This is a genomic window from Paenibacillus oryzae (assembly GCF_001675045.1).
GTDB classification, from domain to species: domain Bacteria; phylum Bacillota; class Bacilli; order Paenibacillales; family Paenibacillaceae; genus Pristimantibacillus; species Pristimantibacillus oryzae.
In genome coordinates this window covers 29799-53898 of sequence record NZ_LYPA01000026.1, presented here as the reverse complement: position 1 = coordinate 53898, position 24100 = coordinate 29799, and the positions used below count along the sequence as shown (strand labels likewise).

At 41.8% G+C, this 24100-nt stretch carries 23 protein-coding genes; 21 read left to right on the top strand and 2 right to left on the bottom strand.

From position 1 onward, the window contains the following. The first annotated feature begins 5 nt into the window (after positions 1 to 5). From A7K91_RS02205 to rfbB, 17 genes are all read left to right on the top strand, one after another. Positions 6 to 773, top strand: a complete 768-nt coding sequence (locus A7K91_RS02205; RefSeq protein WP_068679227.1) for a YveK family protein — start codon at positions 6 to 8, stop codon at positions 771 to 773. Then, complete coding sequence (locus A7K91_RS02200) at positions 754 to 1443, top strand: CpsD/CapB family tyrosine-protein kinase (protein ID WP_068679225.1); 690 nt, start codon at positions 754 to 756, stop codon at positions 1441 to 1443. Before A7K91_RS02205 ends, A7K91_RS02200 begins: the two co-directional genes overlap by 20 nt. 35 nt (positions 1444 to 1478) lie before the next feature. After that, a complete protein-coding gene (locus A7K91_RS02195) occupies positions 1479 to 3302 on the top strand; it encodes a polysaccharide biosynthesis protein (RefSeq protein WP_068679223.1) in 1824 nt (607 codons plus the stop codon). Between the two features lie 54 nt (positions 3303 to 3356). After that, positions 3357 to 4010: a hypothetical protein gene (locus A7K91_RS02190; RefSeq protein WP_068679221.1), complete on the top strand. Its 654-nt coding sequence runs from the start codon at positions 3357 to 3359 to the stop codon at positions 4008 to 4010. A 54-nt stretch (positions 4011 to 4064) separates the two neighbouring features. Next, positions 4065 to 4670 (top strand): sugar transferase, encoded by a 606-nt coding sequence (locus tag A7K91_RS02185; RefSeq protein ID WP_068679219.1) that lies wholly within the window; start codon positions 4065 to 4067, stop codon positions 4668 to 4670. Positions 4671 to 4699: 29 nt separating this feature from the next. Next, complete coding sequence (locus A7K91_RS02180) at positions 4700 to 5812, top strand: glycosyltransferase family 4 protein (RefSeq protein ID WP_211274497.1); 1113 nt, start codon at positions 4700 to 4702, stop codon at positions 5810 to 5812. 84 nt (positions 5813 to 5896) lie between these two features. Continuing rightward, positions 5897 to 6988, top strand: a complete 1092-nt coding sequence (locus A7K91_RS02175; RefSeq protein WP_068679215.1) for a glycosyltransferase family 1 protein — start codon at positions 5897 to 5899, stop codon at positions 6986 to 6988. A 16-nt stretch (positions 6989 to 7004) separates the two neighbouring features. Continuing rightward, positions 7005 to 7628, top strand: a complete 624-nt coding sequence (locus A7K91_RS27250; RefSeq protein ID WP_156739256.1) for a CatB-related O-acetyltransferase — start codon at positions 7005 to 7007, stop codon at positions 7626 to 7628. A gap of 27 nt (positions 7629 to 7655) precedes the next feature. After that, positions 7656 to 8528, top strand: a complete 873-nt coding sequence (locus A7K91_RS02165) for a glycosyltransferase family 2 protein (RefSeq protein ID WP_068679212.1) — start codon at positions 7656 to 7658, stop codon at positions 8526 to 8528. Positions 8529 to 8581: 53 nt separating this feature from the next. After that, complete coding sequence (locus A7K91_RS02160; RefSeq protein ID WP_068679210.1) at positions 8582 to 9793, top strand: O-antigen ligase family protein; 1212 nt, start codon at positions 8582 to 8584, stop codon at positions 9791 to 9793. A 54-nt stretch (positions 9794 to 9847) separates the two neighbouring features. Next, a complete protein-coding gene (locus A7K91_RS02155; protein WP_068679208.1) occupies positions 9848 to 11266 on the top strand; it encodes an MATE family efflux transporter in 1419 nt (472 codons plus the stop codon). Between the two features lie 119 nt (positions 11267 to 11385). Further along, a complete protein-coding gene (locus A7K91_RS02150) occupies positions 11386 to 12756 on the top strand; it encodes a UDP-glucose dehydrogenase family protein (protein ID WP_068679206.1) in 1371 nt (456 codons plus the stop codon). Between the two features lie 45 nt (positions 12757 to 12801). After that, positions 12802 to 13854 (top strand): SDR family NAD(P)-dependent oxidoreductase, encoded by a 1053-nt coding sequence (locus A7K91_RS02145; protein ID WP_068679205.1) that lies wholly within the window; start codon positions 12802 to 12804, stop codon positions 13852 to 13854. 207 nt (positions 13855 to 14061) lie between these two features. Next, positions 14062 to 14964, top strand: a complete 903-nt coding sequence (gene rfbA / locus A7K91_RS02140; RefSeq protein ID WP_068679203.1) for a glucose-1-phosphate thymidylyltransferase RfbA — start codon at positions 14062 to 14064, stop codon at positions 14962 to 14964. Further along, entirely contained in the window at positions 14961 to 15521 is a 561-nt protein-coding gene (gene rfbC, locus A7K91_RS02135; protein ID WP_068679201.1) for a dTDP-4-dehydrorhamnose 3,5-epimerase, read from the top strand. Before rfbA ends, rfbC begins: the two co-directional genes overlap by 4 nt. 3 nt (positions 15522 to 15524) lie before the next feature. Further along, on the top strand, positions 15525 to 16382 hold the full coding sequence (rfbD, locus tag A7K91_RS02130) for a dTDP-4-dehydrorhamnose reductase (protein WP_068679199.1): 858 nt from the start codon (positions 15525 to 15527) through the stop codon (positions 16380 to 16382). Continuing rightward, on the top strand, positions 16379 to 17398 hold the full coding sequence (gene rfbB, locus A7K91_RS02125) for a dTDP-glucose 4,6-dehydratase (RefSeq protein WP_068679197.1): 1020 nt from the start codon (positions 16379 to 16381) through the stop codon (positions 17396 to 17398). The genes rfbD and rfbB overlap by 4 nt, the downstream gene beginning before the upstream one ends. A gap of 68 nt (positions 17399 to 17466) precedes the next feature. Here rfbB and A7K91_RS02120 read toward each other — a convergent pair whose 3' ends face one another. Then, on the bottom strand, positions 17467 to 17790 hold the full coding sequence (locus tag A7K91_RS02120) for a type II toxin-antitoxin system PemK/MazF family toxin (RefSeq protein WP_068679195.1): 324 nt from the start codon (positions 17788 to 17790) through the stop codon (positions 17467 to 17469). After that, the gene (locus A7K91_RS02115) at positions 17791 to 18030 is read right to left on the bottom strand and encodes an AbrB/MazE/SpoVT family DNA-binding domain-containing protein (RefSeq protein WP_245697169.1); all 240 of its coding nucleotides are present in this window, start codon (positions 18028 to 18030) and stop codon (positions 17791 to 17793) included. Between the two features lie 204 nt (positions 18031 to 18234). On the opposite strand from A7K91_RS02115, the gene A7K91_RS02110 reads away from it, so the two are divergent. From A7K91_RS02110 to A7K91_RS02095, 4 genes are all read left to right on the top strand, one after another. Next, positions 18235 to 20016 (top strand): cache domain-containing sensor histidine kinase, encoded by a 1782-nt coding sequence (locus tag A7K91_RS02110; protein WP_068679191.1) that lies wholly within the window; start codon positions 18235 to 18237, stop codon positions 20014 to 20016. Beyond that, complete coding sequence (locus A7K91_RS02105; protein ID WP_068679189.1) at positions 20009 to 21634, top strand: response regulator transcription factor; 1626 nt, start codon at positions 20009 to 20011, stop codon at positions 21632 to 21634. Before A7K91_RS02110 ends, A7K91_RS02105 begins: the two co-directional genes overlap by 8 nt. A 123-nt stretch (positions 21635 to 21757) precedes the next feature. After that, positions 21758 to 23107, top strand: coding sequence for an ABC transporter substrate-binding protein (locus tag A7K91_RS02100; protein WP_068679187.1), 1350 nt, complete (start codon positions 21758 to 21760; stop codon positions 23105 to 23107). A 98-nt stretch (positions 23108 to 23205) separates the two neighbouring features. Next, positions 23206 to 24096 carry a carbohydrate ABC transporter permease gene (locus A7K91_RS02095; protein WP_068679185.1) on the top strand — a complete coding sequence of 297 codons (891 nt, stop codon included), beginning with the start codon at positions 23206 to 23208 and terminating at the stop codon, positions 24094 to 24096. Positions 24097 to 24100 lie beyond the last annotated feature (4 nt).

Sequence of the window (24100 nt, the reverse complement as noted above, 5' to 3'; positions counted from 1 at the left end):
GTGTTGTGTCTAACGAACTTGATTTGAGGCAATATATTGCCGTAATTCGGAAGAGGCTTTGGCTTATTGTTGCCTTTGTCGTTTTGTGCTCCGCAGCGGCAGCTGTATACAGCCTCTTTTTTAAATCCCCGGTCTATGAGGCTTTTACCAAAATTATTGTTAACCAGACATCATCGCAGCCTGCAGCGGGACAGCTAGACCTGAACCAGATTAATACCAATATTCGCATGATTGATACATACAAGGAAATTATCAAAACGCCGGCCATTCTAGATAAAGTGGCAAGTCAGTATCCGCAATTGGGGTATACAACAGAGCAGCTATCCAAAAAGATCAGGGTCAGCTCGGTTAACAATACTCAAGTCATGACGCTTGTTGTACAGGACATTGACTACAGAAAAGCGGCTGAAACGGTAAATGCTGTTTCGAGCGTATTCCGCGAGGAAATTCAACATATTTTCAAGGTCGAAAACGTTTCGATTTTGAACGATGCTCCGGTTGATGCATTGCCAGAGCCGGTAGCGCCGAATGTTCCTTTAAATATTGCCATTGCTTTTGTTGTATCGCTTATGCTTGCCGTCGGTTTTGTATTCCTGCTGGAGTATATGGACGACACCATCAAGACGGAAGCTGATGTATTGGAGTATTTGGGACAGCCAACTCTGGCTATGATTTCGAAGATGAGTCCTGAGGAGGCAGGGGCTTCCCCAAGCAGCAGGGCAGCTCGATCGTACAAAGGAGGGGAACTTGAACGTGTCACAGTCGAAAAATAAACGCCAGCTTATCACGCTGTCCAACCCTCGTTCCCCTATATCCGAGTCGTATCGGTCTCTGCGAACCAATATTGATTATTCGGCTATTGATGAAAAAATTCAGGTCATTATGGTCTCCTCAGCCGGTCCGGGCGAGGGCAAAACAACAACGATTACCAACCTCGCCATTACGTATGCCCAGTCGGAGCGCAAAGTTATATTAATCGACGCCGACCTGAGGAAGCCTACCGCCCATCATAACTTCTCCATATCCAACCGATGGGGCTTATCATCCGTGTTATCCCAGCAATGCACGCTAGAGGAATCCATCCAGTCGAGCAGCGTTCCCGGCCTGGATGTCATAACGTCAGGAACGATTCCGCCCAATCCCGCCGAAATGTTAGGTTCCAACCGGATGAATGCGGTGATTCAGCAGCTTCGCGACATGTACGATATCATTTTGATCGATACCCCGCCGCTGCTGGCTGTCACTGATGCACAAATCGTTGCTACCAAAAGCGATGGAGCCATCATGGTCGTGGATCAAGGCAGGGTTAAACGAGATATTGCCAAAAAAGCAATTCAAAACCTGCAAACCGTTAATGCCCGTATTTTGGGTGTTGTCTTAAACAACGTCAAACGAAAAGCTAACGAAGAATCCTACTATTATTATTACGGCGCTAAAGAATGATGGTCTTGCTTTAAATCAATGGAGGCGAACGAGGAATGAGTCATAGGAGCAGGATATTAATCATAATGATTGTGGATATTGTCATTATTTGGGTAGCAATAGGGATTGCGTATCTCTTCCGCTTCGATGGCCATATTCCTCCTCGCTACGAACAGCAGATGCTGCTGTATGCTTTTACAACAACATTGATTTGCGGTATCAGTCTTGCTTACTTTCGAATGTACCGCCGAATGTGGCAATATGCCAGCATCGGTGAATTAATAGCTTTATTCAAAGCTTTGTTAGCTGGAATGATTCTGTCCTACATAGCAGCTTCGTTAATTGATGGCGCAAGAGTGCCATTATCCATTGCTACAAGATCCCTGGAAATGATACTCCTGTTTATGGGGGGCTCCAGGCTGGTCTGGAGAATTATTCGTATAAATCGGTTCTCTAAAAATGGGGAAAGCAACAACATTCTGGTCATCGGCGCCGGTGACTGCGGAGCTTTAATTGCCAGAGAAATTACAACAGCAGACAGCTTTAAGGGAAGCCGCCTGATCGGATTTGTTGATGACGATCCTAATAAACGCCATATGCAGGTTGGCGGGTATTCCGTGCTTGGCAATCGCAATCAGATTTCGGAGCTGGTACAAACTCATAATATTCATGATATTGTAATCGCCATGCCTTCCGTTAAGCGGAAGGACATTTCAGATATGATCAACCTATGCAAAACAACACGCGCCAAAGTGAAAATTATCCCCGCCATTAACGATCTCATAACAGGCAAGTTAGCCGTACGTGCTCTGCGTAACGTAGAGGTTGAGGATTTGCTGGGTAGAGACCCTGTCGTAACCGATCTGGATGGCATCATGGGTTATGTGGCGAACAAGACCGTTTTGGTTACAGGCGCAGGCGGTTCAATCGGCTCGGAGTTATGCAGACAGATTGCTTCCTGCAATCCTTCCCGGCTCCTGCTTCTCGGCCATGGAGAAAACAGTATTTACAGCATTGAAATGGAGCTGCTCAAAAAATTTCCCTACGTTCACCTGGAAACCATCATTGCGGATATTCAGGACCGTTACCGGATGGACGAGGTATTCAGCAAGTACAAGCCCCAGGCAGTATTCCATGCTGCAGCGCATAAGCATGTGCCTTTAATGGAGCGTAACCCATCCGAAGCGGTCAAAAATAATGTATTCGGTACCAAAAATGTCGCGGATGCGGCAGATCAGCACGGAGCAGAAGTGTTTGTCATGATCTCCAGCGATAAAGCCGTTAATCCCTCCAGCGTAATGGGGGCCACTAAACGCATTGCCGAAATGTATGTGCAGAGCATTAATACAACAAGCAATACCCGATTTGTAGCCGTGAGATTTGGCAATGTTTTGGGGAGCCGCGGCAGCGTTGTGCCCCGATTCAAGGAGCAGATTGCGGCGGGCGGTCCCGTCACCGTCACTCACCCGGATATGGTTCGTTATTTTATGACCATTCCCGAGGCTGTTCAGCTGGTGCTTCAAGCCGGTGCTTTCGCCAAAGGCGGCGAAATCTTCATTCTGGACATGGGCAGCCCAGTCAAAATTCTGGATTTGGCCGTCGACCTTATTCGTTTGTCCGGATATGAGCCTTATGTAGATATCGAAATTAATTTCAGCGGCATGCGTGAAGGGGAAAAGCTGTTTGAAGAGCTGCTTACAGATTCAGAAGCAACAACAGCTACGCAGCATGAACGTATTTTTATAGGCAGACCAGCGCAGATCAGCTCCAAGGAATTGGAGCAGCAGTTAAAGCGGTTTGAGAAGGTATTAGGCGGAGATCAGATGTCGGTCAGAGCTGTCATTGAAAACTTGGTTCCTTTTTACTCCAACGTTTCTTAGCCATCACTTAGGTGATGAACTTGTTCAGCAATACACTCATCAGGAGGCGATATCATGCGCAAAAAAAAGTGGAAAAAAGTACTCATCTGGATCGCTTCAATTATTGTCGTATTAGGCATTGGCGGCTTATTCGCCGCTAACTATGTCATGGATAAAATGCTGGCATCCTTGGCTGGCAGCCTGGAAGAAGAGCTGTTGGCAGAGCTGCCAACGGAGGTTCCTGGCGGAACGGGGCAACCAGACGATTCTGGCCAAAACTCGAACGGCACTCCTGGTGATGGGGACGATACGGATAATAGTGGCTCACAGACAGACGGCTCAGAGCAGAGCGGTGAAAACTCCAATAAACCAGATCAGGGACAAGAAACTGAAGGGGAACCTGCCACACCCTCCCAACCTGACGGCGGAAAAGATAACGATGGTTATAAAGCTGAAGTGTCGGTAGATAAAGCCAAGGATGTGCAAGAGAAAATAACCGTAGCAGAAAAAGCAAAGCTGGCTACGGTTTTTATGAAAGAGCTCAGCGCTGATGATTTGAAAAAGCTTCAGGAATTATCTAGCGGGGGTTTGAGTCAAGCAGAGAAGAAGGAAGCAAGGGATTTGATATTGGAGCGCTTGTCACCGGAGCAGTATGACGAGTTGATTGAAATTGCTAAGAAGTATGGGTTGAGTCAAGGAAAAAGCTATAATGAAGTTTCGAAAGATTAAAACTCTAAACTTAAAATACAATACTTTGTAAACCTCATTTTGGAGGAGATATGCATGTATATAAAATTCAAGCGATTTATAGATATTCTTCTGTCTTTAATTAGTTTAGTTTTATTATTGCCATTACTTATTGTTCTTATGAGCGCCATTAAATTAGAATCACGGGGGCCAGTGTTTTTTAAACAAAAGCGAATCGGTAAGGGGAAATCTTATTTTTACATTTTGAAATTTCGCACTATGAAAATAGATGCACCTAAGGACACACCAACTCATTTGTTAGTAAATTCAGATAAGTATATCACTAAAGTAGGTGCATTTCTACGAAAAACAAGCCTGGATGAGCTTCCGCAAATTGTTAATATTTTATTGGGTCAAATGAGTATTGTTGGGCCTAGACCAGCGTTATGGAATCAGCACGATTTGATTGAAAAGCGTGATCAATATGGCGCAAACGATGTACTGCCAGGATTAACAGGATGGGCACAAATAAATGGAAGAGATGAATTGCCGATAGATGTTAAGGCTAAGTTGGACGGTGAGTATGTCCAAAAACTTGGATTTGCAATTGATGTAAAATGCTTTTTAATGACTTTTATTAGTGTTGTTAAAAGACGAGGGGTGCTAGAGGGGGGAACGGGTTTTAGCGATAAGTTAAGATAAATGAAAATTCCATGCAGGAGAAATGTATTGTGAGTAAAATAATGATTCTATCAAATCACTTTATTACATTATATAATTTTAGAAGAGAGTTAATTAAAAGATTAATTGAAGAGGGAAATGAAGTAATTATCTCCATGCCAAACTTTATTGAAAATAAATACTTTATAGAGATGGGATGCAAGATATACAATACAGATGTTGATCGCAGGGGAATAAATCCGATAAAGGATGCATACCAACTAATAAGATACTTAGTGCTAATAAAAAAAATAAATCCTGATATTATATTATCATATACTATTAAACCTAATATTTATGGGGGTATAGCATCGAGGATAACTAGAAAGAAACAAATTAGCAATATTACAGGAACAGGTGCAACCTTTTTAAGTGATAATTTTATTAATAAAATCGCTAAAATAATGTATAAATTCTCATTAAAAAACTCTTATAAAGTACTATTCCAGAATAATGGAGACAAAGACTTTTTTATTAGTCAAAAGATAGTTAAAGATAATTATAGAGTAATCCCTGGCTCAGGGGTTAATTTAAGTGATTATCAGCTTACACCTTTGCCGTCCATAGAAAATGAAATTAACTTTATTTTCATAGGAAGAGTCATGAAGATAAAGGGTATTGAAGAATACCTGAACTGCGCATTAAATCTCAAGAAAACCTATCCAAAAGCCAATTTCTATATTGCTGGATTTATTGAAGAAAGTCAGTATTCGCAAATAATTAATGATTATCATGTAAAAGGCATTGTTCAATATATTGGTTTTCAAAAGAACATCAAACAATGGATTGAAAAATGTCATTGTACTATTCTCCCATCGCATGGGGGGGAAGGCGTGCCTAATGCATTATTAGAGTCGGCAGCGATGGGAAGAATTTGTGTTGCTTCAAATATCCATGGCTCAAGAGAAGTTATTGATGATAATAAAACAGGTTTTTTATTTGAGGCAAGAAATGCAGATGATTTATTTAAAAAGATTCAAATGTTAATTGAACTTGATTCATCCTCGCTAGCAGCTATGGGTAGGTTAGCTAGAGAGAAGATGGAGCAACAATTTGATAGACAAATTATAATTAATACTTATCTAAATGAAATCGATGAGATAAAAAAGTTGATGAAACATTAAAATAATATTAATCCTTAGAGTGTTAATGTATATTATTATCTCACGTTGTTTCTTTAACGCTGCACATGGTAGGAGGGGGGAAGGATGAAACTTAGAGTACTACATGTTTTTGGTAGATTAGATCGTGGTGGGGCAGAAACAATGATTATGAATATATACCGTAAAATTGATCGTTCTTGTATTCAATTTGATTTTGTTATACATACTAAAGAAAGATGTGAATATAATGATGAGATTGAGAGCCTAGGGGGGGAAATTCATAATATACCTGCTTATAAAGGGTTGAATCACCATGAATATGTAAAATCATGGAATGACTTATTCTCAAAAAATCAATACCTGATTGTTCATGGACATGTTAGAAGTACTGCTTTAATTTATTTGAGTATTGCAAAAAAATATGATATAAAAATTATTTCCCATAGTCATAGCACATCATCCGGAAAAGGAATAAATGGAATTATTAAAAAAATATACCAACATCCAATACGTTATGTTACAAAGAATTTATTAGCTTGCTCTAATGAAGCTGGAATTTGGTTGTTTGGAGCCCGCACAAAATTTAAAGTTATTAATAATGGTATAGACATAAAACAATTTGAGTTCAATAAAGACGTAAGAGAAAAAATTAGGTCCGATCTTGAATTAAATCATAAATTTGTAATAGGTCATGTAGGAAGGTTTGATCCTTCGAAAAATCATTTCTTTATGTTAGAAGTATTCAAAGAAATTTGCGATGAAGTTGATAATGCAATACTTTTGCTGGTTGGTGACGGCCCATTAAGGACACAGATTGAACAATACGCAAGAGATATACAAGTATATAATAGAGTTATTTTTACTGGTAGTACTGGGCGTGTAAGTGAATATTATCAAGCGATGGATGTTTTTTTATTTCCATCACGTTATGAAGGACTTGGAATGACTGTGGTAGAAGCTCAGTCTGCTGGATTGCGATGTGTTATTTCTGATGGCATTCCACAAGAAGTAGTACTAACAAATCTAGTTGATGTTGTTCCGCTTAAGCACCCCCCTAATATATGGGCAAAAATTGTATCAAGTTATATTGATTCAATAAATCGACCTATTACATATAAAGAGATTAAGTCAAAAGGTTATGATGTAGAGGACTGCACCTCGTATCTTAAACAGTACTATTTAAGTCTGGTCCAATAAATGGAGTGAAGTGTTTATGATATTTATTAGGATGTTGAAACTACTCATCTTTAGAATTAAGTGGAGAATCAAAAATAAAAGCAACTCTACTATACCAAGAAGAATTTTCAATCGAAATGTAGTTTCGGTTGGGAAATATACGTACGGCTCTTTAAATATATTTACGTATGGTTCTGAGAATGAAGGATTAGAAATAGGCAGTTATGTATCAATTGCATCTGGAGTAAAATTTATATTGGGCGGAAATCACCATCTTGATACAATCTCTAATTTTCCCATTAAAAATAAAGTATTATTCCAGAGTTGTGTGGAATCTACGAGCAAAGGTAAAATTAAAATTGAAGATGATGTTTGGATTGGGACAGACAGTATTATCCTTTCAGGGGTTACAATTGGACAAGGCGCAGTAGTTGGGGCAGGAAGTGTAGTGAGTAAAAGTGTACCACCTTATGCAATTGTAGTTGGAAATCCAGCAAAAGTTTTAAAGTATAGATTTAGTAATGACATTATCGAAGAGTTAATTAAGATTGATTATAAATTAATTGATAAAAAATTTATTGAAAATAATATCTATTACTTTGATAAAAATGCAAAAATTGAAGATATCAAAAAAATAGTTGATGAATTAAATAAATCGTAAAAGCAACTTGCTAATGGAGGTAGAAATTTGTCTGCTGAATCAGAATTAGAATTATCAATAATAATTGTTAATTATAATACAAAAGAATTAACTGGACAATGCATCTCATCAATTATGGATAGTATTCCATACAACTTTAATTATGAGATACTTGTAGTTGATAATAATTCAAAAGATGAAAGTGTGAAATATTTAAATGAGTTATATAATCATGAAGAGAAGGTGTTTATAATCCCCAGCGATCAAAATGTTGGATTTGGTGGAGGAAATAATCTAGCGGCTAAGCATGCTAAGGGAAGCCTTCTCTTATTTATAAATAGTGATACTTATATTAAAAAGATTAATATTAACAATCTCATTAACGTATATAGGGAAACAAATAATATTGGTGCTCTGAGTTGTAAAATATTAAATCCCGATAATTCAATACAAACATTAGGATTTAAGTTTCCTTCGGTATTTAATGATTTTAAATTATGTTTCCTTTTCTGGAATTTTAATTTTGTTAAAAAAATTAGATTTGCAAACTATACGAACAAAGGTTTGTTTAAAAGTGACTGGGTATCAGGAGCCTTTTTTATTTGTGATAAAGTAATGTTTAACAGCATTAATGGCTTTGATTCAAATATATTTATGTATGCTGAAGATCTTGATCTTTGTGTAAGACTCCATAAGCTAGGAAAAGATAATTACATTTATGATTATGAACAAATTTATCATATTCATGGGAAATCTAGTAGTTTACAGCTGCGAAGATTAATAGATTCCAAGAAGAGTTATTTATATGTTCTCAAGAAAAATAACATTAACAAATTCCCTAATTTAATTTACAGTATGCATGTGATACATGCGCTTTTTTTATGGATAATTAAAACTATAATTATTAAGCTAAAATCATGAATATACGTTATGGAGCAACTGGATTTTAATTCACAATAAATGGAGTTGAAGAAGTGAGAAGTGTATTACAAACCAATATTATCTTTCATAAATTGTTTATAATGTGCTTATTTACACTGTTTTTACCTCCATTATTTTTATCTATCATGGATTCAACGCTTACTTTTTATATTGGGGAAGCTTTTTTTATTTTTGTATTTTTATTATGGTTGATTAATATTTTGAAGTTAGGGAAAATCACATATACTAATCCAATAAAGATTCATTTATTTTTTGTAATTACAAGTAGTATCTCAGTTGTTAATGCTGATAATCTGGGTAGATATTTAATTGGTCTAACTACGTATATTGAGGCAGGTTTAGTACTTTTAGTTTTATCAAATTTAACCATTAGTTCTAAAAAAATTGAAAATTTGGGTACATATTTCTTGGTATCAAGTTTTGTATTAACATCTTTTATATTTTATGAAACGATTCTTATTAATGGTGGAAACTTTATGCTTGGGAATAAAATAGTCCTAGATATAGGTTCAAGCAATTATCTTGCGTCATTACTATTAATTCCATTCTTTATTCTTTTTTCAAAGTTTCTTAATAAGCTGACCCTTCAGTATTTAGCAGGAGTAGTTTTAACAGGAGTTGCCCTTATTTTTACAGGTTCTAGAACATCACTATTTATTGTTTTTGTATTTTCAGTATTCCTTATCATTAAAGAATTATTTCTTAGTAAGATTTCAATTGCAAAAAAAACCATCATTGCTTTCAGCGTGTGTATAGGGGCATATATTATTTATGTAATTGGCGGAAGATTTTTATCTCAAATGGCGGCAACTGGGAGATTTGATAACTTAGTAAACCAGTCTAACCTCATTGATAGATTTCGTATATTTGAATTTTATTTTGCTGCCTTTAAAGATCACCCTATACTTGGAAATGGTTATTTGAATGTTAATGCATTAAATGAGTATTATCTTGCCCATAATTTCATATTACAGACACTTGCCGATACAGGTATTCTTTCATGTTTGTTATTTATGTTCCTTTTGTTTACAATTAACAGTTATTTAAAAAAGGGATTAGCTATAGTTAAAAACAAAAAATCTTTTGTGTTTATTATAGGATATCGCAGAGGATTTTGGGCTGTTTTAGCTCACGGAATGCTCGAGCCCAACTTTGGTACAAAGTTATTTATGTTATATGTTTTTCTAGGGTTAGGAATTGTCACACTTATGATTCAAAACGAATCTAAAAAATCGATCCATTAAGATAAAAAGGTTGTTATATTATACGGTTCGGCTTGAATAGATTGAGAGGTTTTTATGAATAATAAAGTGATAACATTCCTATACAACTTGTCTTCATCAATAATGGCCAACGCTTTATCTTTGTTTATTTCAATATTAATAATCATAATAGCACCAAAATTAATTGGAGTTAATGAATATGGATATTTACAGTTATATTTATTTTATTTTTCTTTTATTGGTTTCTTTCAATTAGGTTGGAATGATGGTATTTATTTAAGATTTGGGGGTGAAACATACTCTAAGTTAAACAAAAGATATTTCTTCTCTCAATTTTGGTGCTTGTTTATCTTTCAAGCCTCAATTGCAGCCGCAATTATACTTTTTATAGTCATCAATAATGAAGCAGTTGATCGACAATTTATTGTTGTTTCCATAGCTATTTGTACAATTATTGTTGGATCAAGAGCCATGCTAATGTTTCTATTACAAGCAACTAATAGGATTAGAGAGTACTCTAAGATTATAATTATTGATAGAGTCGTTTACAGCATTTTAGTTACTATTACTTTAGTTCTAGGCATAACAAAATATGAACTTTTTGTTATATCGGACTTATTGGCTAAACTGATAGCATGGGGGTACACAGTTTACATTTGTAAAGACTTAGTCTTTCAAAATGTGAGATCCTTTTATATAAGTGTAAGAGAGATAAAAGATAATATTTATAGTGGAATAAAACTAATGTTCTCAAATATTTCAAGTATATTGGTAGTCGGTACTTTGAGATTTGGTATAGAGAGAAGTTGGGATATTTCAGTCTTTGGTAAAGTGTCGCTTACATTGAGTATTTCTAATTTTTTTATGGTATTTATTAATGCGGTAGGGATAGTTATTTATCCAATATTAAGAAGAGTCGGTCCGGTGAAACTTCAAATAATTTATACCTCTATGAAAATTCTACTGGTAACCTTTTTATTTTCCTTGCTTTTATTCTATTACCCATTAAGTGTAATTTTAAAAAAATGGCTGCCTCTTTATGCTGAAAGTATTGATTATATGTCTATACTTTTCCCTATTTTCGTCTACGAAGGTAAAACAGCACTTTTATCTAATACTTTTTTTAAAACATTAAGAAGAGAAAATGAAATGCTGAAAATAAATATCGTCACACTTCTTATTAGTGTTTTTCTAACCATACTTGCAACACAGGTGCTAAATGATTTGTACATTTCAATCCTATCAATTATTATTCTATTAGCATTCAGGTCTATTCTTTCAGATTTTGTTATTTCAAAAGTTTTTAAAATTGCAATACTGAAACCGATGCTTATGGAGTCTGCCGTAATTGTAGTATTTCTTTTAAGTTCATGGTATTTTCAATCTTGGATTTCATCCATAATTTATTGTGTTGCTTTTTTGTTATATGTACTAATTAATAAGAAGAGTATTGTTAGTTCAATAAAAATTGTGAGAAGCTTAGTACGTAGATAAAGAGTGGTTTATTTGAAGGACGTTATTTTAGCAGGAGTGAATTCTCGGCGAATAACAACATTATCTCAAATAGTGTGTAATCTAAGAAAAGTTGTCCATTTAAAGGAAGGAAGAAAACCATGCACAAACTAGCAGTAGCCGGAACTGGCTACGTCGGACTTGTCGCGGGTGTCTGTTTTGCAGAGATGGGCCACCAAGTGACCTGCGTCGATATCGACGAGAGCAAAGTAGAGTTAATGAAGTCGGGCGTTTCGCCTATTTATGAGACCGGGCTGGAAGAGCTGATGCAGAAAAATTATGCCGCCGGGAGAATTGACTATACCACCGACTATGTGTCCGCATATAAAGATGCTGATGCGATCTTTATCGGGGTCGGCACACCGGAGCAGCCGGATGGATCGGCCAATTTGTCCTACATCGCAACGGTGGCTAGGCAAATCGCTGAAACGATTGAGAAGGACTGTCTGGTTGTTGTCAAATCAACTGTGCCTGTAGGTACTAACGATAAAGTGGAGCAGTTCATTCGGGACTTTCTAATCAATCCGGTGAAGGTGGAAGTGGCCTCCAATCCGGAGTTCCTGGCGCAAGGCTCGGCTGTTCATGATACTTTGCACGCGGAGCGCATTATTATCGGGACGGAAAGCAAGTGGGCAGAGGAGCTGCTCAAAAGCATTTATAAGCCATTTGGACTGCCTATCGTTTCGGTTAATCGCAGATCCTCGGAAATGATTAAATACGCCGCCAACGACTTTCTTGCTCTGAAAATATCGTATATGAATGATATCGCCAATCTGTGCGAGCTGGTTGGCGCGGATATCGGGGATGTAGCCGAAGGCATGGGGTATGATCCCCGGATCGGCAGCAAGTTCTTGAATGCCGGCATCGGCTTTGGCGGCTCCTGTTTCCCGAAGGATACGAAGGCGCTTGAATACCTGGCCAAGCAACACGGCTATGAGCTCCGGACTGTCAAATCCGCCATTGATGTAAATCAGGATCAGAAAACAATGCTGTACAAAAAAGCCAGCAAACGGCTGATTACCTTTAACGGTCTGAAGGTGGCTGTGCTGGGGCTGACCTTTAAGCCCGGAACGGACGATCTCAGAGAAGCGGCCTCGTTGGAAAATGTGCCTATGCTGTTACAGCAAGGAGCGGACATATACGCCTATGACCCTGTTGGTGCGGCTAATTTTGCCAAACTTTTCCCAGAGGGTGCAAGCGCAAAAGGAGCCATTTCGTATGTTTCAACGCCCGAGGAGGCGCTCGATGGTGCGAATGTTTGCTTTATTTTTACGGAGTGGGGAGAAATCAAAGCTTTGCACCCGGACGTTTACCGTAAGCTGATGCGTACCCCATTAGTGTATGACGGGCGCAATCTGTACAGTGTGGCGGCTATGAGAGATGCAGGCGTAGAGTATCATTCCATCGGACGTGAAGGAGCTGTCCCGCAAGAGAGACATGCCAGGCATGTAAATGAGGCAGCCGTTCAATAAAACGGACAGATGCATGAGGTTAGAGCAGTAGGGGAGGCAATATCATTGAGTGATCAAATCACTGAAGGAAACGGCGTTTATCTGGTTACCGGCGCAGCGGGGTTTATCGGCAGCTTCGTATCCCGAAGGCTTCTGGAGAATGGAGCAATGGTTATCGGGATTGATAACCTGAATGATTATTACGACCCTAAGCTGAAGCAAGCAAGACTGGAGATGCTGAAGCAGCAGGAGCGGTTTGTTTTTGTACAAGGAGATATTGCGGACAAAACAGCGTTAACCGGCTTGTTCCGGCAATACCGTCCCGAGGTGGTTGTTCATTTGGCTGCCCAGGCGGGGGTCCGTTATTCGCTGGAGAACCCGGATGCTTATATACAAAGCAATATTGTTGGGTTTCATCATATTCTGGAGGCATGCCGCGAGTTCCCGGTGAAGCATCTGCTGTATGCTTCATCCAGCTCGGTGTATGGGGCGAACCGCAAGGTTCCTTTTGAAGAAAGCGATCCGGTGGACCATCCCGTTTCCCTGTACGCAGCTACCAAAAAGAGCAATGAGCTTATGGCGCACACCTACAGCCATCTGTACCGCATACCGGCGACGGGGCTGCGGTTTTTCACAGTTTACGGTCCGATGGGAAGGCCGGATATGGCTTATTTCGGCTTTGCCGACAGCTATTTTGGGGGGCGGCCGATCGCCATTTACAACAATGGCGACTTCGAAAATGATTTGTATCGGGATTTCACCTACATCGACGATATTGTCGACGGCATAATCCGGCTTATTGAGAAGCCTCCAGCAGGCACAGGTACGGCGGGAGTTGATGGAGCAGACGCTCCACATAAGGTATACAACATCGGCAACAACAGCCCGGAGAAGCTGATGGCTTTTATCGGGGCGCTGGAGACGGCATTTAGCAAAGCTCTTGGCAGGGATATTTGTTTTGCCAAACAGTTCGAGCCCATTAAACCCGGCGATGTTCCGGCCACCTATGCATCCACGGATGCGTTGTATGAGGCGGTGGGCTTTAAGCCGCAAACGCCGATTAGCGAAGGCCTGAGGCGCTTTGCTGACTGGTATGTGGACTATTACGGAATTAAGTAACCAAAACCCCGGTGTCCAATATTCAATATTATCCATAAAAGGAGCTGCTTTTTAACGAAGGCAGCTCTTTTTTTAAGGTCCGTACGAGGGCAATCTTATTATTGAGCAGTTAACCAATAAAACTCGATTCTACCAAGAGTAGCTGTAGTATTCATCCAAGACTTACATTAAAATAGGAGTAGAAGTACGTTTTCCAGGAGGGTACATATGAAAGGCATAATTCTTGCAGGAGGCAGCGGGACAAGGCTGTATCCTTTAACCAAGACGATATCCAAGCAACTGCTTCCGATTTATGATAAACCTATGATTTATTATCCTTTGTCGGTCCTTATGTTAGCTGGTATTCAGGATATTTTGATTATTTCTACTCCCCAAGATACACCCCGCTTTGAACAACTGTTAGGCAATGGAAGTGACATTGGCATCACTATTAGCTATGCTGTTCAGGAGTCGCCGGATGGATTGGCGCAGGCCTTTCTTATTGGGGAGGACTTTATTGGTGATGATAGTGTGGCATTAATATTAGGGGATAATATTTTCTATGGACACGGCTTTACGAATCTATTGGCAAAAGCCGCTTTGCGTCAAAGAGGCGCAACTATCTTTGGCTATAATGTCAAAGATCCGGAACGCTTCGGCGTAGTAGAATTCAATGAAAACGGCAAAGCCATCTCTATAGAAGAAAAACCTGAAATGCCAAAATCTACGTATGCGGTAACAGGCTTGTATTTCTATGACAATCGTGTAGTTGATATCGCCAAGCAAATAACCCCTTCGGCGCGTGGTGAACTGGAGATCACAGATGTTAATAAGGCTTATCTGGAATTGGATGAGCTCCATGTCGAGCTTCTTGGCCGTGGTTTTGCCTGGCTGGATACGGGGACACACGAATCCTTGCTTGAGGCCTCAACCTATATTGAGACCATTGAGAAAAGACAAAGCCTGAAGGTAGCATGTTTAGAGGAGATTGCATATCGTAAAGGCTATATTAGCAAAAAGCAGCTGCTTGAGCTGGCCGATTCCTTAAAGAAAAACGAATATGGCCAATATTTGTTAAGATTGGCTCAGCAAAATAGAGAAGTGGTTAAACAGGAGGGCGTTTTTGCATGAAGCTGACAACGACTCAATTGGATGGGGTAATCATTATTGAACCAACGGTTCATGGCGATCATCGCGGATGGTTTATGGAAACGTATAGCGAGAGCCGGTTGGAATCCGAAGGGGTAGACATAACCTTTGTTCAGGATAACCATTCTTTTTCTGCTGCAAAAGGGACGTTGAGGGGGCTGCACTATCAAATAAATCCTAAAGCGCAAACGAAAATGGTTCGCTGCACCAGGGGAGCTATTTATGATGTGGCTGTTGATATTCGCAAAGGCAGCCCGACGTTTGGGCAATGGGTCGGTGTTGAGTTATCTGAGGAAAACAAAAAACAACTGCTGGTTCCCAAAGGTTTTGCCCATGGTTTTATGACATTGATGGAAAATACGGAAGTTCAATATAAAGTGGATGAAGTTTATTCTAAAGAGCATGATCGGGGCATTCGTTGGAATGATTCGGAGATTGGTATCCAGTGGCCGCTGGGAACAGAACCAATCCTTTCGGAGAAGGATGAAATAGCGCCATTATTAGGTAATGCTGAGTATAACTTTATATACGGAGAATAAAAGATGAATATTTTAGTTACGGGTGTTGGCGGACAGCTTGGCTTCGATGTTGTTCAAAGAGGATATTCATTGGGCTTGAACATGATAGGAACAACCTCGTCAATTCTGGATATAACGGATGAAGCAGCAGTGTCCGCTTTTGTGCATAAACATAAACCAGATGCTGTTATTCATTGCGCGGCATATACGGCCGTAGATAAAGCCGAGGATGACAAGGAGAACTGCCGAAAGGTAAATGTGGATGGCACCACCTATTTGGCAGCAGCGGCCAAGCAGGTTCAAGCCAAATTTATATATATCAGCACGGACTATGTTTTTGATGGAGAAGGACAAGAGGCCTTTAAAGAAAGTGATTCTCCAAGCCCTATCAATTATTACGGGTTAACAAAATATGAAGGAGAGCAAGTGGTAAGGGATTTGCTTTCGGATTATTTTATCGTGCGGATTTCATGGGTTTTTGGTATGAATGGCAATAATTTTGTAAAAACGATGCTGCGATTGGCTGAAACACGTGGAGAATTAAATGTTGTGGGCGATCAGTGGGGCTCTCCCACCTATACAGCTGATCTTGCTCGATTGCTGCTAGACCTTGTGCGCACCGACAAATATGGCATCTACCATGCATCGAATGACGGGTTTTGCAGCTGGGCGGATTTTGCTCGTGAAATTTTTGCAGCTGCCCATAAAGATATAAAGGTTAATGGCATTACGACTGATGAATACCCGACTCGGGCAGTCAGACCCAAAAACTCTCGTATGTCGAAGCAAAAATTAATTGAATATGGCCTTGAGCCATTGCCGCCATGGCAGGATGCAGTAAAACGATTCCTAGATCAACTAAAGTCGGAGGAACGGAAATGACAAGAAAAAAAGTGCTTGTTACTGGAGGCGCCGGATTTATAGGCGGTAATTTTGTTCAGTATATGGTGGATAAATATCCCCACTATGATATAACCAATCTGGATCTGTTGACGTATGCCGGCGATCTTACCAAACATTCCGGCATTGAGGGAAGAGAGAATTATCGTTTTGTGAAGGCTGACATTGCGGACAGGGATAAGATGATGGACTTGTTTCAACAGGGGCAATTTCATTATGTCGTTCATTTTGCAGCGGAGAGTCATGTTGATCGTTCAATTACAGACCCGGGGATTTTTGTAAAAACCAATGTACTGGGAACACAGGTATTGCTTGATGCGGCCAAAGCTTACGGCATTAACAAGTTTGTGCATGTTTCCACGGATGAAGTGTATGGCGAGCTGGATTTTGATCCCGATACTTTTTTTACTGAAGAAACGCCTATACAGCCTAATAGTCCTTATAGCGCAAGCAAGGCCTCGTCCGATCTATTGGTTAGGGCGTATCATGAAACCTTTGGGCTTCCGGTTAATATTACGCGTTGTTCCAATAACTATGGCCCGTATCATTTTCCAGAGAAGCTTATTCCGCTAACGATATCGAGGGTGCTTAACGGTCAGAATGTTCCCGTTTACGGCGATGGTGGAAACATTCGGGATTGGCTGCATGTCTGGGATCATTGTTCAGCGATTGATTTGGTTATGCATGAAGGCGCAATCGGCGAGGTTTACAATATTGGCGGGCATAATGAGCGAACGAATCTTGAAGTTGTGAAAACGATTATTAATGCGTTGAATCAGTCGGAAGACTTGATTGAGTTTGTGAAGGATCGCCCGGGCCATGATAAACGGTATGCGATTGACCCCTCCAAGCTTACAAAGCTGGGTTGGAACCCAAAGTATACCTTTGAAACAGGAATCAGCCAAACAGTTGAATGGTACCTCAATAACAAGAGCTGGTGGGAGCGTATTATAAGCGGCGAATATCAGAACTATTTTGATAAGCAGTATGGAATTTAAATCAAGTGTTCATATGAAGTAAGCTCGTTAATCACAAAATAAGCCGGCGCCTGCAAAAAGGTGCCGACTTATAAAAACGTGTGTATTTTATCAAGACATTTATGAACTACTTCATCTGGTGCTCTGCCGACAATATCTATACGCCGGGCTCGCCAATCCAGATTTTTAATCTGATCCGTTAGAATAACCCCGTCAAAAACTAATCCATCCGGCAACAATACTTCAAATCCCCATCCTCTGACCGTATGCGTGATAGGACAAACCGAAACAAAACCAGTCGTTTGATTGAATGCTGCTGGCGACAACACAATAGCGGATCTTCTTCCCGCTTGTTCGTGACCAGCTTGAGGATTAAAATTGATCCAGACTAGATCCCCCCGATCTGCACTCATTTAAAATAATTCCTTTCCTTCTCGACCAAAGTCGATTTCGTCGTGGCGATTTTCCGGTTTGCATTGCGAAAGTAATTCATCCAAAGTTGGCTTTTTCCTTCTGGGTATAACCGTGAGTGTAAAATCATCACCTACGATTAGGTCAACTTCAGTTCCTTGGCAAATCTCGATTTTTTCAGCAATATGGCTTGGAATTCGAATACCAAGGCTGTTTCCCCATTTCTGTACGGTAGTTGACATGGAAAACCCTCCTTGCTTTTGGCGTTGGTGATTCATTCTATCATACCCCCAGCTATATTGTATACACTTAGTATATACATCTGGAACGAATATGATGCCATTATACAGACGAACCATGGCAGTTCAGCGGTGATGCTTGTCCTGCCCTCATTTCAAGAGTATGATAAATGGCAAACGCCAGCAGGATGGAGTAGGAGCACCAGGATGAGAATCGGCATACGCACCAAGCTATTTGCAAGCTTCTCCGTTGTTATCATTGTTTCCTTGTCAATTGTGAGTGTGCTTTGGTACAACAAATATTACAGCAGCCAGCGAGAATCGGCGGAGAGCTTTATGTCGCGGACCATTCTGGATGCGAACAAAAGCCTGGAGCTCACCTTGAAGGACATTGACTATATAAGCACGATCATTTCGCTTAACAGACCTAATGTTATTGATGTTCTTTTGCCCGATGCTACGGAAACATTAATTGAGCGGCTCGAAAAAGACCGCAAGCTTGATAATTTCATCTCCAGCCTATACGGCTACAAATATTATATCTCCAGCATTCTGGTGGCTGGCATGGACGGGCGCAGCTATTCACAGGGCGCAACGGTTCCAGCCGATGAATTTATGCAATCTAGCTGGTTTAGACAGCTGCTGGAGCAGCGGGGCAACAAAATATTTATTACGACCCATGCCAATACGAAGCTGAATAAGGTGTCCGCATATTTGAATCAAAATGTCGTTTCTATCTCGCGTGCCATCATGAACGGGCATGAGGCAGTTGGTTATGTAACGATTGATTTTAACTACGAGGTCGTTGAACGGATATTGAATACGCCGCTGCCTAATAAAAGCCAGCTTTTTCTTTTGGACGATAAAGGCAGCTTTGTTTATTCGCCCCGCGCGGAAAATATTAATAAGTCGATTTCCGAAACAGACTATGCAAGCGTACTTCCTCAGCTCAACGGGAATTCGGGAAAGCTCAGTATGAGCATTAACGGCGAAGAGCATCTTGTTGTCTATCATACGTCGGATTATTTGAATTGGACAACGGTTGGCCTTATTCCCAAAAGCGAGCTGCTGGCCGAAAGCCGAAAAGTCGCTAATAATATGATGCTTATTCCGGTATTTACGTTAATTGCGGCATTGATTGTGGCTACGATTATTTCAAACCACATTACCCGAAATATTGGACGCTTGCGGCACGCTATGAAAAAGGTAAGCGCAGGCAATTTGTCTGATCCAATTGCGATAACCTCCGGTGACGAGGTGGAGGAGCTGAGCCGCGGCTTTAATGCGATGGTAACCAATTTGCGCGTTCTTCTTGACGATATCAAGGGGACGGAGGAGCAGAAGCGGGTACTGGAATTCAAGGCGCTGCAAGCCCAGATCAATCCGCATTTTTTGTTTAATACGTTAAACCAGATCAAATGGCTTGCCGATGTTCAAAAGGCGGATAATATCAAGCAGCTGGTGACCTCGCTGGTCACGCTTCTTCATAGCAGCATGGGCAAGGGCGGGGAATTTATTACAGTGCGGGAGGAGCAGCAATATCTGGAGCATTACCTCAACATTCAGCAATTTCGCTATTATGATAAATTCAATGCGGTCTTCGATATTGAGGAAGCTATTTTGGATGCCCGCATGTTGAAATTTTTGCTGCAGCCTATTCTGGAGAACGCCTTGATTCATGGACTGGAGCCGTTGAAGGGAAGAGGCCAGCTTGTTATTAAAGGGTATGGCGACGGCGGGCATATCGTATTTCAGGTTTCAGATGATGGCGTGGGAATGGAGCCGGAGCGGCTTGAAACGATATTTGACCATGAAGCCGAGAAAAGCCAGTCGAGGTTCAGCGGAATCGGACTAAGCAATGTGCAGGAGAGAATCAAGCTGCATTATGGAGCGGGGTACGGCCTTCAGATCGAAAGCGTGCCTGGCTTGTTCACGACTGTAACGCTGCGGATTCCGATTGAAGGGGAGGGAGAAGAGGGGGATGCTTAACGTGCTGCTTGTCGACGATGATTTGCCTATGCTCAGCAAGCTTAAAAATATGCTCGCCTGGGAAGCACACGGCTTTTTTCTATGCGGCGAAGCGAACGGAGGGCAAGCGGCAATCAGGCTTCTTCACAAGTTCAGACCCGAAATCGTCATTACGGATATGAGTATGCCCGGCATGGACGGGCTGGCGCTTATTGATTATTTGGAGGAGCATTTTCCTCAAGCGCAGGTTATCGCAGTCAGCAGCTTTAGCGACATTCATTTTGTCAAAAATAGTATGCGTAAGGGCGCCGTGGACTATATTCTAAAGCATGAGCTTGATGTTGGGGTGCTGCAGGCAGCTCTGACAGCCGCCAGGGAGCTGCTTGCCAAGGAGCAGGAGGCGCAGGAGCAGACGCTGCATATGCAGAAGCAGATGCAGCAGAGCCATACAACGCTGCTCAGGGATTTCATAAGGGAGCTTGTAGAGAATAGCTACGAGTCCGAGGAGGCAATGCTGCTGAGAGCGGACAAGCTCGATATTCGGCTGAATCCTCGGATGCTGACGGTTGTTGTGGCGGAATGGGATAGCCGCAGCATGCTGTCAGACCGCTTTGACGTCAAAGAGCTTACTTTTATGAAAGGCTCCTTTATGGATATTGTTGATAATATTCTGTCGGATACCGAGGGGGCCTTTATGACACCTCTGGAGAACGGGAAGTTTGTGTTTCTGTTTTCCTTTGAGACGAATAGCCGATTTATCTGGCACACCATAATATCGGAGGCGCTGTCTCGAATCAGAACGAGTATTAAGCGTCAGTTGAATTTAACGATAAGCTGCAGCGTTAGCGAGATTGGCAAGGCGGACCAGCTGCCGAGCCGCCTCCTGGAAGCGGACAAGGCGCTTCAGGAGCGGTTTTATGAAGGCGGAGATGTTATTATCTGGCCTGGCATTCAACGAAAAGAGCCTTCCTCTGTCAGCTTCTCTGTAGACATAAAGCTGGAGAGGCTGCTGTTGTCGCATCTTGCAACGCTTAATGAGGCCGAGCTTATCGGGCAAATTGAAGAGCTGTTTGATCGAATGGGCAAGGCGAGGGCGCCGCATAAAACGGCGCAAATGGTGGCAGTTGAGCTTATTCACCTCGTTAACCGCAAGTCCAAGGAGGCAGGCATTGCTGACGGGGAGTTATTCGGAATGGATCAAAATCCATATCAGATCATCGGCAAATTCGATACGCTGCTGGAGATGAGGGAATGGATTGTCGAGGTTTACCGCAAGCTGATGCAAGCCCTGCATCCTTCTGCGCGTCATACGCTTTACTCCGATAACGTCGGGCGGACGCTGGAATGGATTCGGAAGCATTTTACCGAACCAATCACCCTGCAGGACGCGGCGGAGGTTATTGGCGTGAATGCCTCCTATTTAAGCCGTATGTTCAAGGAAGAGTGCGGGCAAGGCTTTACCGATTACGTCAATCATTTGCGCGTGGAGCATGCGAAGCTGCTGATCCGCTCAGGAGAGAATGATTTGAAGGAAGTGGTGAAGCAGGCGGGCTTTAATCACTATAATTACTTTTTTACCGTATTCAAAAAAATAACCGGAGCAACACCGCTGGAGTACGAAAAGCAGCAGAAGAGTTAGTCTAGCCCCAAAAAGTAAAAAAGATAGAGTAAAAGTAAAAATAATGGAGTCCGCCAGCGGGCTCTTCTTTTTTATGATTAAGAGGCAAGAAGAGAAGCACACATCTAAGGGGGATAAAAAAAGATGAAAAAGAGCTCACTGAAGTTTACACTGGCACTTTCATTATCGGCAGTCTTGCTGATGACTACTGCAGCTTGCGGCAATAAAAACGAATCGCCCGATACAGGAACTAACGGAGGCGGGGGAGCTGACAAGCAAGAAACGGTAACCTTCTGGTCATGGGTTCCGACAGATGTACAGGCAGAGAAGGCGATTGCTGCTTTTGAGAAGGCTAACCCGGATATCAAGGTGGATTACTGGCGCGGCGAGCAAACCGATTACCAAAAGAAGCTTCAGGTTGCGATGGCCGCCAATGAAGGGCCCGACCTGCTGGGCATGCAGGTTGGCGGAATGCTGAACCAATATGCGAATACGCTGGAGCCGATTGAGGCGCTTGCGGATCAAAACTGGGGAGCTGGCTGGCAGGACAACTTTGTAAAAGCGTCGATTGATCAAGTTAAAGCAACAGATGGCACAATGGTGGCTTTGCCGCTGAACCTGACAGGTCAGGAGTTTGTGCTTTATAACAAAACGATTTTTGACAAGGTTGGCATTACAAAATTGCCAACTACCTATGAAGAGTGGCTGAACGTAAATGCTGTTATTCGTGAAAAAGGAGACGGCATTGTACCGGTAGCATTTGGAGCAAAGGATATCTGGCATGATGTGGATATGTTTGTATCGTTAAGCAATCAATTTGCCCCAGGCAAGGTGTATGAGGCAGAGCAAGGCAAGCTGGCTTGGACCGATCAAGCCTTTGTGGATACGATGACGGCCTGGAGCAAGCTGTTCACCGACAAGGTGATGCAGGACGGCGCGCTTGGCTTATCCACTTACCCCGATGCGCGCGACCAATATTTCTATTCCGGCAAAGCGGCCATGTTCCTGACGGGCTCCTGGCATGCAGGCTACAGCCTGCCGGGCGGGGAGAAGGAAGGCACAGCTATCGAAAATGATGAAACTGGCATATTCCTGCTTCCGCAAATCGGGCCAAATGCATCCAGAGCGGTAGCAAGCGTAGATACGGCGCTTTCGATTAACAAAAACTCCAAGCATAAAGAAGCGGCGTGGAAGCTGCTTGAGTTTATGACGCAGGGAGAAGGCCAGCAAATTATGGCGGACTTCATTCAAGGCTCCCCTGCCAAGGTGGGCGTCGAAATTCAAACGCTGGACCAGTTTAAATTCGATGCCGAGCGCGAGGGCATCAAGGTGGTAAATGACGCCATTGCGAACGCCATCGGCAAACGTCTGCTGGACTATCCAGAGCTGACAAACGCCATCGGCATAGCGATGCAGGATGTGGCGGCTGGCAAAGACATTGAAACCGCACTTAAAGACATTCAAAAAGTGTCCGACGGCATCGATCGCAAATAAGTCATCCAAATCAAACAAAGAGCATGAATATGCGCGTTAGTATTCATGCTCTTTGTTATTACAAGAGAGATAGTTGGCAAATGGAGGAGTGATGCATCATGACTGGCAATCGTTCAGTGCTTTCCGGCTGGAGAGCGTATCTTTATGTACTGCCGATACTTGTATTGTCGGGTTTATTTTTGTACTACTGCATTGGATTTACCGTATACACCAGCTTTCATTCATGGAACGGCATTGACACGGACATGAAATTTATCGGCTTGGATAACTATATCAAGCTGTTTGACGATAAGTCTTACCATATCGCTTTACGCAACAACCTGATCTTTTTCGTGTTTACGGTTGGCGTACAAGCTGCGCTCGGCTTATTGCTCGCGGTGCTGCTGCGCGCCAAGCTGAAGGGCAATTCCATTTTTCGCTCCATTTATTTCATACCTACGATCATGGCCCCGATTATTATCGCAGCCATTTTCCGGATTATTATGGATACCAATTTCGGCAGCTTGAACGAGGGGCTTCGCGCTATCGGGCTTGATTTCTTGGCTGTATCCTGGCTGGGAGATCCCAAATACGCGCTTATGTCGATTATTATTGTCAATATTTTCGAGTGGATGGGCTTTAGCATGACTCTTTATTATTCAGCTTTGCTTGCCATTCCGGATGAAATCTATGAATCTGCCAAAATCGACGGCTCCGGCTTCTGGCGCACGTTGTTCAAAATTACGGTTCCGCTTGTTGGGGGAACAACCTCTACGCTCGTAATTCTCGGCATCGTTGGCTCGCTCAAAACGTTTGATATCGTGTCCCTTCTAACCGGCGGCGGTCCTGGGCGTTCGACAGAATTTCTGACTACCTATGTCTACAAGAAGGCGATTGAGGAGTTTAATGGAGGCATGTCTGCGGCGGCGGGTGTGACCATTCTTATTATTGCGCTTGTGCTTGCCGTACTGCAAATCCAGTTTACAAACCGCCAGCAGCGTGATTTATAACAGG